The organism is Arthrobacter sp. MYb229 (assembly GCF_002975405.1).
GTDB lineage: Bacteria > Actinomycetota > Actinomycetes > Actinomycetales > Micrococcaceae > Glutamicibacter.
This window is the reverse complement of record NZ_PCPS01000002.1, coordinates 627,380-640,217: the sequence shown is the minus strand read 5'-3', so window position 1 is coordinate 640,217 and position 12,838 is coordinate 627,380. Positions and strand designations below refer to the sequence as shown.

The window sequence follows — 12,838 nt, the reverse complement described above, 5'->3', positions numbered from 1 at the left end:
CTAGCAGTCCTCAGAGAAAGATTCATCGATGGATTACACGCAGTTGTTTCAGTTTTCCGGCCGCCGCGTCCTGGTGATTGGCGCAGGCAGCGGCATTGGCCGCGAGGCCGCGCTGGCCCTCGGCGCCCATGGCGCCGCGGTCATCTGCGCCGATCGCGACCTGGCAGCGGTCCAGGTCACCGCCGGCGAACTCGGCGCGAACGCTTCCGTGCTGGAACTCGATGTCCTGGATTTCCAGGCCGTACGGGCGGCAGCCGCCGAATACAGCGACATCAGCGCGCTGGTTTTCACCGCGGCCACCAACGTTCGCAAGCGCATCGTGGACTACTCCATGGAGGAATTCGATCGCGTGGTGAATCTGAACCTGCGCGCCTCCTTCGCACTGCTCCAGGCCTTCGCCCCGCGGATGGCGGCCAACGGCGGCGGGTCGATTATCGGCATCGCCTCCATCCGCGCCACGGTCGTCGAGCCCGGGCAGAGCGTCTACGCGGCCACCAAGGCGGCGCTGGTCCAGCTGGTGCGCACCGCCGCGGCCGAGTTCGGCGGCCAGTCAGTCCGCGTTAACGTCATTGCCCCCGGCGTTGTGGAGACCCCGCTGACCAGCCAGATCAAGGCGAACGAACAGTGGTACAACGCCTATTCCGAGAAGAGCGCACTGGGACGCTGGGCCAAACCCGAAGAAATGGCCGGGGCCATCGTATACCTGGCCTCGGCGGCCTCAAGTTTTGTCACCGGCTCGGTGCTGACGGTCGACGGCGGCTGGACCGCAATCGACGGACGCTTCACCCCGCCAAATTAGCCTGCACACCAGCTGGGGGGGGGTGCAGCGAGAACCCTGAGGGAAAGGATTTTAAGTTGCCGCAGACACCCGAAGCTCCGGCCGCGGCGAAGACCCGCGCCTTCGAGGCGATTGTCAGCCATATCGAGAATCAGGTGCTCGCCGGGGAGCTGAAAATCGGCGACCACCTGCCCGGCGAGCGCGAACTGGTGACCCGTTTCCAGATCAGCCGGTCCTCGGTGCGCGAAGCGATGCGGGTGCTTGAAAGCAGCGGCATGATCGCCTCCCGCCCGGGTGATCCGCGCGGAGCGGTGGTGCTTTCCCCTACGGCCACGCCGCTGCGCAAAATGATCACCCGGCTCACCCATACTTCCGCCTCCAGCCTTGCCGATCTGCTCATCTACCGCATGACCCTGGAGTCCTCGGCGAACTCGCTCGCCGCGACGAGGCGCACGGATGCCGATCTCTTGCAGCTGGAAAAGGCGATGGCGCGCATGCGGGCCGCGCGCCTGCAGGGCCAAATGGCCTTCAGCGAAGCTGACCTCGATTTCCATGATGTCGTCGCCAAGGCCAGTGGCCATGCCTTGTTGCAGATCTCCGGCGAAGCCGTGCGCCAATCAATTGAACAGCTCATCGCCTCGCGCATCGAGCAAAGCTCGGATGACCATGCACTGATGCTGCGCACCATCGATCATCACGCCGAGGTGTTTGCGGCCATCGAGCAAAAGGATGCACATCTGGCGGAGCATCTGGCGCGCAGCAGCCTATTCGAATACTACGGGCATCTGCTGGGCGCCGAGGAGCGCGAAGCATTGGCCGCCTTGGCCTCCTTCGGCAGCCCGGCCGAGCCCTGATCCCCCAAAGGGCAGGCTCGACCGTGCCCGGTGGGCCTAGTCCAGGGCCAGCCAATTCGGTGTTGCCTGCGCCTGGCGATGCGCCTCATACCAGCGTGCCGCGCGCAGCAGATCGGCATCGGCGCCGACCCGGGCGGAGAGCTGCACCCCAATGGGCCGCCCGTTGGCGGTGAACCCGCAATTGACCGTGGCAGCAGGTTGGCCCGACATGTTGTACGGAACGGTGAAGGCGATGTGGCTCATGGTCGCATCCGGGTCCACCACCGGCATCGGCTGCTCGGCGGGGAAGGCGGCCATCGGCGAGACCGGGGAGATCACCAGATCGAAGCCTGCGGTCGCGGCGATCGTGGCCCGTTGCATCTGGTCGATCGCGCCGAAGTTCCGGATGGTGTCCGCACCATCAAATCCGGCGCCGCCGGCGCACCAACGCACGATGTAGTCCAGGACTTTCGCCTGGTCTGCTTCGGAAAGCTCCCGGTAGTCGGCCCAGGAACGGGTGCGCCAGAACTTGTCGAGCCGGTCCAGCATGCCTTGATCGATAAACGGATCCAGCCGCTGCACGTTGGCCCCGGCTTCCGCGAAGGTCTCCGCGACCGCTTGCACGGCGGCAAGCACCTCGGGATCGACCTCGGCTCCGGCATTGGCCACGGTATGCAGCCCGACCTTCAAACCCCGCACGTTGTCCCGCGGGTTTTCGAAGTCCATGGGCGCATAGGGGCGCGCGGAATAATCGCGGATGTCTGGCTGGCCGAGAATGGACATGAACGCCGCGATGTCATCCACCGTGCGCCCCATAGGTCCCGCGGCGCGTCCGATATACGGGGCATCCAGCGGAATCAGCCCGGCGCTCGGCTTGAGCGTGGCCAGCCCCTGCCAGCCGCCGGGCAGCCGAATCGAACCGCCAATGTCCGTTCCCACATGGAGCGGACCGTACCCTGCCGCGGCCGCCGACCCGGCCCCGGCGCTGGAGCCGCCGGTGGTCCACGCCGGATTCCAGGCGCTGCGCGAAATGCCGTGCAGGCTCGAGACGCCCGAGGAGAGCATGCCCCAGTCCGGCATCGTGGTGGATCCGAGGATCACCGATCCGGCTTCGAGAATCCGGTCGGTGATCGGTGCGTTGGCGCTGGGAACCTTCGGATTGGCCAGCGCGGTCCCCGAGGGCATGGGAATTCCCGCGCGGGCCACGTTTTCCTTCACCGTGGCTGGCACCCCATCCAGGGCACCGCGTTGCTGCCCGGTTGCCCAACGTTTTTCACTCATCCGGGCTTGGCGGCGAATGTCTTCCGGATCGAACTGATACATGGCGTTCAGCACCGGTTCGCGTTCCTGGATCCGGGTGATCACCGCCTCGGCGACGTCGACCGGGGAGAGCTCTTTGGCCGCATACCTCTGGCCGAGCTCGCGGGCGGAGAGCTGGTGCAGCGCTGTGGTGCGTTTGGATAGCTGAGACATCTGGACCTTTCAAAATGCGCAAGTGCTTCTAGCGCAGTGCCAGTTCGTTTTGGAGGGACATCGAGGAGTTCACCAGTGTCCGGGTGTACTCGTGCTGCGGGTTCTCATAGATTTGTTCGGTGGTGCCGCTTTCGACAATCTGCCCCTCATTCATCACCACCACGTTGTCGCAGATATAACGCACCACCCCCAAATCGTGGGAGACGAAGACCAAGGTGAGTTGGTAGTCATCCACCAGGTCGGAGAGCAGGTTCAGCACCTGCGCCCGAACCGAGACGTCAAGGGCGCTCACCGGTTCGTCGGCCACGAGCACCCGCGGTTCGCAGATCAGCGCGCGGGCAATCGAAATGCGCTGGCGCTGCCCGCCGGAGAATTGGTGCGGGAAGCGTTCGGCCGCGTCGGCCGGCAGCCCCACGGCTCCGAGCATTTCGGCCACCTGTTTGCGCAGCTTGGCGCTGTCCACCTTTTGCCCCGGGGCGAGCAGCGGCTCGGCGATGATGTCGCGGACCCGCATCCGCGGGTCCAGGGATCCCATGGGGTCTTGGAAGACGATCTGCAGCTGCTGGCGCAATTGCAGCAGATCGCGTTCCTTCGCTCCGGAGACCTGGTTTCCCGCGACCTGCACGCTGCCGGAGGAAGGCTGGTCAAGGCCCGCCAGAATGCGAAGCAGCGTCGACTTGCCCGAACCCGATTCGCCCACCACCCCGAAGCGCTGTCCGGCGGCCACCTCGAAGGACACCCCGCGCAGGGCGTGTACCTCGGAGGGCTTGCCGAAGAGGGTGGAACGGCTCACCGGGTAGATCCGATGCAGGTCCGCGACACTGATCACCGGGTTTTCGGAAGGCTCCCCCTGCGCGGCTGGCTCCGCCTCGCCGACGGTGGCCGGCTCCGGAGGGGCCGCCACCGGCTCTTCTGGGACCCGTTCCGCCGGGGCCGGCTCCTCCCGCACGCTCGGTGGCACATATGCCGCGGCCGAGGCCACGGTGAACAGGCGCCCCTGGGCGTCGGTGGCGTCCAGATCGGAGGCGGCAAGAAGTCCCCGGGTGTACGGGTGCTGCGGATTGCTGAAGACCTCTTCGGTGCTTCCTTCCTCCACCACCCGTCCGTTGTTCATGACCAGGACCCGGTCGCAGACGTTGGCCACCACCGACAGGTCGTGGGTTATGAACAGCAGCCCGGTGCCGCGCTCGGTCACCGATTCCAGGATCAGGTCGAGCACCTGGCGTTGCACGGTGACGTCCAGGGCGGTGGTCGGTTCGTCGCAGAGCAGCAGGCCCGGGTTGTTGGCCAGCGCCATCGCCAGCATGGCGCGTTGCCGCTGGCCGCCGGAGAGCTGATGCGGGTAGGAGCGTGCCGCACGTTCCGGGTCCGGGAGCTTCACCGATTCCAGCATCTGCACCGCCCGCGCGCGGGCCGCGGCCTTTGAGGGCACGGTCTTGTGGCTGCTCATGATCTCGGCGACCTGCGGGCCGACCTTCATCAGCGGATTCAACGCGGTCAACGGCTCCTGGAAGACCATGGCCATGTCCTTGCCGCGGATCTTCTGCAATTCCCGATCGCTGGCCTCGACGAGGTTTCCTCCATAGCCCGCGAGCTGAATTGAGCCTTGCGCGGTGACCCCTTCGGGGAGCAATCCCATCAGCGCCGAGGTGGTTATGGACTTGCCCGAGCCGGACTCCCCGATCAGGCCCACCCGGTCTCCGGGCGCCATGCTCAGGTTGAAGTCGCTGACCAGGGTGCGCGTCTTGGTGCCGATGGACAGGTTTTTGACCTCCAGCAATGTGGCGGCCTCTGCATGCTTCGCCATGATCAGCGCTCTCCGTTCAGTTTCGGGTCAAAGCGGTCGCGTAGCCCGTCGCCGAGCAGGGTGAATCCGAGCACCGCGACGGCGATCGCGGCACCTGGCCAGACGGCCAGCATCGGGAAGGTGCCAAGGAACTGCTGGGATTCTTGCAGCATGCGCCCCCAGGAGGGAACCGGTGGCGGGGTGCCCAAGCCAAGGAATGACAGGGCCGCCTCGGCAAGCACCGCGATGGCGAAGGAAACCGAGCACTGCACCACCACCATGCCCACGATATTGGGCATCACGTGGCGCCGGGCAATTCTCCAGCCGCTCTGGCTGGAGGCCTTGGCGGCCATGATGTATTCGGTGCTCATCACCTGCAGGGTTCCGCTGCGGGCCACGCGGGCGAACCCGGGGATCGAGCCGATGCCGATGGCGAGCATCGCGGTGAGCGTGCTGGCGCCGAAGACCGCACCGAACATGATGGCCACCAGCAGGGCGGGGAAGGCCAGCAGGATATCCGCGCCGCGCATGGTGACCTCTTCGGTGATCCCGCCGCGCATTCCGGCGAGGATTCCCAAGGGCGTGCCGATGACCAGCGCGATGCCAACGGCCACCAGCCCGACCAGCAAGGTGATGCGCGCCCCGTAGAGCACCCCGGAGAACACGTCCCGGCCGTAGCGGTCGGTGCCCATCAGGTGCGCGGCGCTGGAACCTTGCAAGCGGTCCGCGGGAAATGCCTGGACCGGGTTGTAAGGGGTCCAAAAGAATGAGACGAGGGCGGCGAGCACCACAACTGCCACCAATGATCCGCCCACGATGAGCGTGAGCGAAAGCTTGCGGCGGGTTTTCTCGACTAGTACTTGTTCGGCAGCCATTACGCTCCCTTTCGAATGCGGGGATCCAGGATCGTGTAGAGCACGTCCACCACCAGGTTGATGATCAGCGTGATGGCCACCAGCACCATCACCACCGACTGGACCGTGAGCAGGTCGCGGTTGCCTACCGCGTCCAGCAGCATCGATCCCAAACCGGGGATGACAAAGACCCGTTCGATCACCACGGCGCCGATGATCAGCGCCGCCAGCTGCACGCTGGTCACCGTCAGCACCGGGATGGAGGCATTGCGCAAGCCATGCTTGACCAGTGATTCAAGCTTGCCCAGCCCCTTGGACCGTGCGGTGCGCAGGTAGTCTTCGCTCATCACCTCCATCACCGCCGAGCGGACGTAGCGGGTCAGGATCGCGCCCTGCACCGAGGCCAGGGCGAGCACGGGCAAGAACACGCGGGCCAGGAAATCGCCGAAGTCCTCGCCCGGCGGCGTCCAGCCGTTGGCCGGCAGCCAGCCGAGCCCGACGGCGAAGACGACCACCAGCAAGATGCCCGCAAGGAAGTTGGGAATCGCGACGCCAAGCTGGCTGACCCCGCTGATGATGATGCCGCTGGGGTTGCGGTGCTTGACCGCTGCATAGGTGCCGAAAGGCACGGCGATCAGCAGCGCGACAAGCATCGCCAGCACCACGAGGATCAGGCTCACCTGGACCCGGTCGATGATCAGCGGGCTGATATCCTGCCGGGTGACGTAGGAGGTGCCGAAGTTCCCCGCCGGCAACCCGAGCGCCCAGTCGAAGTACTGCACAATCAGCGGACGGTCGGTGCCGAACTCGGCTCGCGTCTTGGCCAGCAGTTCCGGGCTGGCGTTCACGCCCAAGGCGATCTGCGCCGGGTCCCCGGGAATTGCGCGCATGAAGAAGAACACCGCGACAGTCGCAATCACGTAGGTGACAGCAAATCTCACGAGGTTAGTCAGTAATCGGATACCCAAGTGCGTTCCTCTCTGCCGAAGCGCTGCTGCGGATTACTTCCAGCCGAGGTTGGTCAGATCCAGCGCCTCGGTCACGGAGTTCGCCGGGATTCCGGTGACCTCCGCCTTGGCAACGACGATGTTCGGGAAGATGAACAGGGTGTTTGCCGCCGCGTCATCGACGATGGTGCGCACCACCTGCTTCATCCCGTCCACGTAGCCGGCTTCATCGGCGGCGTCGGCCTCGGCGGCGAGGTCCTTGATCTTCGAGTTGTCATAGCCGAGGTAGTAGTCCGGGTTGTTGAACATGGCCAGCACGTCCCGGCTTTCCACGGCCAGCACCACGGACATCTGGTAGTCCTGCTTGGTGAAGACCTCGTCCAGCCAGACGGCAGGGAATTCCGCCGATTCGATTTTCGCGTTGATTCCCACGTCCGCCAGCTGGGAGACGACAATTTCGGAGACCGCCGTGGCATAGGGGCGGGTCGGGACGGTGAAGGTGATATCCAGGTCCTGGGCGCCGGCTTCCGCCAGCAGGGACTCGGCCTTGGCCGGATCGTAGGGGTAGACGTCGTTGAGATCTTCGTAGTACGGGTCGGTGGTCGGGACCGGGCCGCCGACCACCGTGCCGTATCCGTTCCAGGCGGTGTCCACCACGGCCTGCCGGTCGATGGCATGCATCACCGCCTGGCGCACCCGCAAGTCGTCGAAGGGGGCCATGTTGTTGTTCATCGACAGCACGATTTCACCGTTTGAGGTGCCGTCGAGGACCTGGTACTTGCCATCGGACTCGAAGCTGGAGAGCAGCTCCGGGGACTGCATGTTGTAGACGACATCCACGTCTCCGGACTGCAGCGCGTTGGTAGTGGCCACCGCATCGGCGAAGTAGCGCAGCGAGACGTTCTCCACTGTGGGAGCTTCGCCCCAGTAGTCCTCGCGGGTCGCGAACTCGATGGACTGGCCGCGATTCCATGCGTCGATCTCGTAGGGGCCGGTGCCGATGGCGGTCCCCGCCAGGTCATCGACTCCGCTCGGATCGAAAATGGCGCCGACCAGGGTTCCCATATCGAACAGCCAGGCATTGCTTGGCTGCTTGAGGGTGATGGCGACCTCGGTGTCGCTGTTGACCTCCACCGAGTCGACGATATCCATCTTCTTCTTCAGGCTGGAGACCCAGGCGTCGGACTGGACGCGTTCGATGCTGAACTTGACGTCCTCGGCGGTGAAGGCCTCGCCGTTGGAGAAGGTTGCGCCCTCGCGAAGCTTGAAGGTGTAGGTCTTGTTGCCGTTGCTCAGCTCCCAGGACTCGGCGAGCAGCGGCTGGATCTTGCCTGCCTGGTCGATCTCGACCAGGCCTTCATACACGTTGGACATCAGGGCCTGCGGGATGGCGGCGCCTGCGGTAGTGGTGAAGTCGAGGTTGACCGGTTCACCGGTCAGCGCCACCGTGACCGAGGTGTTTTCCGCCGAGCCTTCCGAAGAATTTCCGCCGGATCCCGCCGAGCAGGCGGTCAGGACGAGGGAACCAACCACTGCGGCCGCTGCCAATCGGCAGTAATTCTTTTTCGCGCTCATGAGATCTCCATCGGGTCAAAGTGACAACTGAGTGATGTGATCCATACAACACCATATATGCTGATATTTCTACTAAGTTTTCTGGTCTTACCAGTAAACGACATATTTGGTGGAGACCGCGCGGCCGGGGCAGCTGCGCTAGCTTTGTCCATAACGCACTCATCCTCGCAATCAAAGGAAGGCTCCACATGAGCAAGCTGACTTTCACGCCGGCCGTGCCGACATTGACCTACGAGCGAGTTGTGCAGCAAATCGAAGAGGCGATTCTTTCCAAGGAAATCGAGCCCGGGCAGCACCTTCCCAGCGAACGCGAGCTGATGGTGCAATTCTCCGTGAGCCGGCCAACGGTGCGCGAAGCACTGCGCGTATTGCAAAGCCAGGGGCTTATCGCTTCTCGGCCCGGCAGCCGCAGCGGCCCGATAGTTCTGCCGGTTTCGCCGGATAATCTCGGACGCTCCTTTGCCAATATGGCGCGGATTGCCTCCTTGTCGCTTTCCGAATTAGTCCAGTTCCGCATCGTGCTGGAAAGCTCGGCCTGCCAATTGGCGGCGGTCATGCACAACGCCGAACAGCTGGCTGCGATGCGCGACGCCATCGAACGGATGGAGGTGGAAGCGGGAACCGGATCGGATTCCTTCAACCGCGCCGACCTGGATTTCCACGCAGCCGTCTGGGAGGCCAGTGGCAACGCGTTGCTGCGGATCTGCGGCGAGGCGGTATCGGGAGCCATCCTCAACGTCATGAATGAGCAAATGAGCCATTCGGAGAACGAGCGGCGTGAAATGAAGAAGGTCGTGGCCCTGGACCGCGCCATCTTCGACGCCATCGCCGCCGGCGAGCCCGCCACCGCGGGGAACGCGGCCAAGACGGCCATCTCCTCCTACTTCAAGCACAGCCTGGATGAAGATGGCCTGCGCGGCCTGCAGGCGCTGGTCAACCCCGCCTAGCAGGTGGCTCAATGCGCGGTGAGGTCTTTTCGCATGATCAGCCGCGGCATCCGGCTGGCCACCGCATCCGTGCTCCCGATCAGCTCGAATCCCACGCGCTCAAACATTTTCCGCGTCCCCACAAATGCCATGGTGAGGTCCATGCGCCCCTCGGGATCCACCGGGTAGGCTTCCACCGCGGGCGCGCCGAGCGCCTGGGCGTACCGAAGGGCGCCGGTTAGCATTTCGGTACTTACCCCTTGCCGGCGGTAGCCGCTGCGGACCACAACGCAGATAATGCTCCACACCTTCAGGTCATCCACCGGGCGAATGAGCTTCGAACGCTCCAGCAGCGGGATCTGCGACCGCGGGGAAATACTGCACCAGCCCACCGGTACCGAATCCCGGTAAGCCACCACTCCCGGCGCGATGGGCTCGGCGCTCAGAGCGCGCATTGCCGCTGCCCGATCCCCGGCACCGAGCAGCTTAATTTCCTTGGCTCCCAGGCGATGCGAAAGGCACCAGCAATGCTTCTCGCGTCCGCCGGGATTGACCACCGAGGCGAAATCCGCAAAACGATCCGCGGTCAGCGGCAGCACTTCCCAGTTGGCCTTGTCTGCTGCTGGACTCTGCGCATTTGCTTCCATGCATCCATCCTGCACCCCCGAGTGCTTTGGCGATAGCCCAAGAAAATCATTCGGGTTTTCCCTACCCTTCTTCTCCGGATCTCTCGATGTTGCTGGCGGCCACGTCAGCATACTGTTGAGCTATGACTTCATCACCAAAGCTTCTCCCGGACGAGAACACCGTCCGGCCACCGTTGAGAATCGGACTGACGATTCTTCACCTGGCAGTTCTGGGCAGCGTCGGCACCGCCATCTCTTGGCTCTTGCTCGGCTGGCTCGCAGCAGGTGCCGCGCTGATATTCCTCCTGGGATTCGGCATCATCGTGCTCATCGGCTTGCTCTACGCGCTCTTCGGGCTCTCTTGGCTCGAAATACAGCGCGTCTCCGGGCTCTATGACCTGAACGTCGCCACCTTATCCTGGCGTCCACGACGCCGCGAAGGGTTCGGCGAGTACATTCGCTCCCTGGGCCGGAACCTCGCCAGCGGACGCATGTGGGCCTCCTTTGGCAGCTTCGTGCTCTCCTGCATCTTCGGCTCGCTGATGATCGGCGCGCTGCAGTGGACAGTGCATACCGCAATCGTCGGCTTCGCTCCGCTGAGCGCCACCGACACCGTAACTGGTCCCTTCGGACTGCTGGTTCCGGCTTCCCAGGCCCCCTGGCTGTTCCTCTTCACCCTCTTGGGTGCCGCGGTGATAGTCGGCCTGGCCTTCTTGCACCGCGCGGTCACCTGCGCCATCATCGGCGCGATTGCCCGGGAATCCGCAATGACCGAGCGGGTGCGAACCAGTTCGGTCCAGCGTGAAGGCGCGGTGCGTGCCGCTGAGGTGGAACGCACCCGCATCGAACGCGACCTGCACGACGGGGTCCAGCCCCGGCTGGTTTCGGTGGGCATGACCTTGGGCCTGGCCCATCAGCAGATCGACAAGGACCCGGCGCAGGCCAAGGAGCTGATCGCCGAGGCGCATGCCTCGACCAAGTCGGCGATTACCGAGCTGCGCCAGCTCACCCGCGGGATCTACGCCTCGGTGCTCGATGACCGCGGATTGGATGCGGCCCTGTCCGCGGTAGCCGGACGCAGCCATATCCCGGTGCAACTCGATGTGCAGCTTTCCGGACGCTACCCGAGGGACAGCGAATCGGCGGTGTACTTCGCGATTGCCGAGGCGCTGACCAACTCGACCAAGCATTCCCGGGCGGCGACCTGCCGAGTGACGGTGCGCGAACGCGAGGAGGCCGGCAGGCGCTGGCTCTTCGCGCGCATCGAAGACAACGGGGTGGGCGGGGCGCAGATCCTGCCCGGCGGCGGACTGGATGGGATCAATAACCGCGTCCTGGCTGCCGGCGGCACGCTGCGCCTTGACAGCCCGCAAGGCGGTCCGACCGCGGTGGAGGTGAACGTGCCATGCGCGTCCTAATCTGCGAAGACTCGGTGCTCCTGCGCGAGGGCCTGGTCAGGCTGCTGGACCACTCCGGGCATCAGGTGGTCGCGGACCTGCCTGATACCGGCGGACTTATGGATTTCCTGGCCCAGGCCGAGGAATCAGCATTCCCGCAGATCTGCATCCTGGATGTGCGGCTGCCTCCGACCTACACCGACGAGGGAATCCGCGCCGCGCTGGAGGTACGCAAGAACTACCCGCAACTTCCGTTGCTGGTGCTCTCCCAGTATGTGGAGGAACGCTACGCTTCGGAGCTGATCTCCATGCAATCCGGAAGTCTGGGCTACCTGCTCAAGGACCGCGTTGCGGATGTCACCGAGTTCATTGCTTCGCTGGAGCAGATCGCCGGTGGCGGCACGGTACTCGACCAAGAGGTGGTGGCACAGCTGTTGACCAGACGCAATCACGATGACCGGATGCAACGGTTGACCGACAGGGAACGCAGCGTGCTGACGGCGCTGGCCGAAGGCAAATCGAATCAGGCCATTGCCGCCTTGCTGTTCCTTTCGGAGGCAAGCGTTGAAAAGTACATTACCTCGATCTTCCAGAAGCTTGGACTCGAGGCAGATGGGACAGGAAACCGGCGTGTGCTCGCCGCCCTGGCTCATATTCAAACTCTGGGCACCACTCGCAGCGACAGGACAAACCCATGAACTCCCCAACCATCAACGCGCCGGTTGCACCGCAGAATCCGCAACCGGCCGGTTCGAAGAAAACCTTGACCCTGGTGCTGGGCCTCATCGGCGCACTGGTCATCCTCGGGGTGATCGCCACCTCGGCTTGGCGTGCTTCACACAGCCTCGCCAACTCCAGCAGCTCGCAGAGCGTCGGCGCCGGGGGCGTCACCGCACTGGAGGTAGACGCGGATGCCGGAAGGTTCACCGTGCTCTTCGCCAATGTTCCCGAGGCAACGCTGGAGGTGCGCAGCGCACGCAGCGGCGAATGGAAACTCCGCCGCGACGCCGGCACCTTGCTGGTCAGTTCGCCCAACGACTGGGGCGACTGGTGCTTCACCGGTTGCGACTGGGATGAAAACGAGGTCACGCTGACGCTGCCTAGTTCGCTCAACGAAGGCACGCTCGATGCGGATCTGAAGATGTCCGCCGGAGAATTTTCGGTCGATGGCAACTTCAACGATCTGGTCATGGAGATGAGCGGCGGCACCCTGGATGCTTCCGGCTCGGCCAAGGGCTTGAGTGTGGAACTGGGAGCCGGGAAAACCGATATCGACATGGCTGACGTGCAGAGCGCGAACTTCGATGTTTCCGCCGGCCGCATCGACAGCACCTTCACTGGCAGCGCGCCGCGCAGCGTCCAGGCAGAAGTCAGCGCGGGGATGCTGCAGCTGACCCTGCCGGATACCGAATACAACGTGCTCCAGGATGTTTCGGCAGGCGGCGTGGAGAACGGCCTGAGCGTCAGCTCCGCCTCGGAGCACCAGGTTCAGGTTGAGGTCTCGGCCGGGAACGTGGTCTTGCGCCCCGGGGCGGAAGCGACAACGCCAACGAAATAGGCGCAATCTTCCGGTAAGACGAAGCTGGCCTCGGGCCGAAGCGGATCTCCGCGTCGGCCCGAGGCCAGCTTTCATTTTAAGATGT

Annotated in this window: 12 protein-coding genes; 6 read left to right on the top strand and 6 right to left on the bottom strand. The window is 64.3% G+C overall.

Features of this window, described 5'->3' with window-relative positions:
* Nucleotides 1-28: 28 nt before the first annotated feature.
* Together CQ019_RS09285 and CQ019_RS09280 are read left to right on the top strand one after the other, a co-directional pair.
* Nucleotides 29-799 (top strand): SDR family NAD(P)-dependent oxidoreductase, encoded by a 771-nt coding sequence (locus CQ019_RS09285; protein ID WP_105552728.1) that lies wholly within the window; start codon nucleotides 29-31, stop codon nucleotides 797-799.
* Nucleotides 800-855: 56 nt separating this feature from the next.
* Nucleotides 856-1,632 (top strand): FadR/GntR family transcriptional regulator, encoded by a 777-nt coding sequence (locus tag CQ019_RS09280; RefSeq protein WP_105569542.1) that lies wholly within the window; start codon nucleotides 856-858, stop codon nucleotides 1,630-1,632.
* Between the two features lie 36 nt (nucleotides 1,633-1,668).
* Here CQ019_RS09280 and CQ019_RS09275 read toward each other — a convergent pair whose 3' ends face one another.
* From CQ019_RS09275 to CQ019_RS09255, 5 genes are read right to left on the bottom strand one after another with little or no spacing between them, the layout of a single operon-like run.
* The gene (locus CQ019_RS09275) at nucleotides 1,669-3,084 is read right to left on the bottom strand and encodes an amidase (RefSeq protein ID WP_105569541.1); all 1,416 of its coding nucleotides are present in this window, start codon (nucleotides 3,082-3,084) and stop codon (nucleotides 1,669-1,671) included.
* Between the two features lie 28 nt (nucleotides 3,085-3,112).
* A complete protein-coding gene (locus tag CQ019_RS09270; protein ID WP_105552725.1) occupies nucleotides 3,113-4,891 on the bottom strand; it encodes an ABC transporter ATP-binding protein in 1,779 nt (592 codons plus the stop codon).
* Between the two features lie 2 nt (nucleotides 4,892-4,893).
* Nucleotides 4,894-5,745 (bottom strand): ABC transporter permease, encoded by an 852-nt coding sequence (locus CQ019_RS09265; protein WP_105552724.1) that lies wholly within the window; start codon nucleotides 5,743-5,745, stop codon nucleotides 4,894-4,896.
* Nucleotides 5,745-6,692 carry an ABC transporter permease gene (locus CQ019_RS09260; RefSeq protein ID WP_105569540.1) on the bottom strand — a complete coding sequence of 316 codons (948 nt, stop codon included), beginning with the start codon at nucleotides 6,690-6,692 and terminating at the stop codon, nucleotides 5,745-5,747. Before CQ019_RS09260 ends, CQ019_RS09265 begins: the two co-directional genes overlap by 1 nt.
* A gap of 33 nt (nucleotides 6,693-6,725) precedes the next feature.
* Nucleotides 6,726-8,246 carry an ABC transporter substrate-binding protein gene (locus CQ019_RS09255; RefSeq protein WP_105552723.1) on the bottom strand — a complete coding sequence of 507 codons (1,521 nt, stop codon included), beginning with the start codon at nucleotides 8,244-8,246 and terminating at the stop codon, nucleotides 6,726-6,728.
* 188 nt (nucleotides 8,247-8,434) lie between these two features.
* On the opposite strand from CQ019_RS09255, the gene CQ019_RS09250 reads away from it, so the two are divergent.
* Nucleotides 8,435-9,193: a FadR/GntR family transcriptional regulator gene (locus CQ019_RS09250; RefSeq protein WP_105552722.1), complete on the top strand. Its 759-nt coding sequence runs from the start codon at nucleotides 8,435-8,437 to the stop codon at nucleotides 9,191-9,193.
* 8 nt (nucleotides 9,194-9,201) lie between these two features.
* On the opposite strand, the gene CQ019_RS09245 is transcribed toward CQ019_RS09250, so the two are convergent.
* Nucleotides 9,202-9,819 carry a GNAT family N-acetyltransferase gene (locus tag CQ019_RS09245; protein ID WP_105552721.1) on the bottom strand — a complete coding sequence of 206 codons (618 nt, stop codon included), beginning with the start codon at nucleotides 9,817-9,819 and terminating at the stop codon, nucleotides 9,202-9,204.
* Between the two features lie 122 nt (nucleotides 9,820-9,941).
* Between CQ019_RS09245 and CQ019_RS09240 the strand changes: the two genes are divergently transcribed.
* The 3 genes from CQ019_RS09240 to CQ019_RS09230 are packed head-to-tail and all read left to right on the top strand — an operon-like array spanning nucleotide 9,942 to nucleotide 12,753.
* On the top strand, nucleotides 9,942-11,216 hold the full coding sequence (locus CQ019_RS09240; protein WP_105552720.1) for a sensor histidine kinase: 1,275 nt from the start codon (nucleotides 9,942-9,944) through the stop codon (nucleotides 11,214-11,216).
* A complete protein-coding gene (locus CQ019_RS09235) occupies nucleotides 11,204-11,893 on the top strand; it encodes a response regulator transcription factor (protein ID WP_105552719.1) in 690 nt (229 codons plus the stop codon). Before CQ019_RS09240 ends, CQ019_RS09235 begins: the two co-directional genes overlap by 13 nt.
* Nucleotides 11,890-12,753 carry a hypothetical protein gene (locus CQ019_RS09230; RefSeq protein WP_105569539.1) on the top strand — a complete coding sequence of 288 codons (864 nt, stop codon included), beginning with the start codon at nucleotides 11,890-11,892 and terminating at the stop codon, nucleotides 12,751-12,753. Before CQ019_RS09235 ends, CQ019_RS09230 begins: the two co-directional genes overlap by 4 nt.
* Nucleotides 12,754-12,838 lie beyond the last annotated feature (85 nt).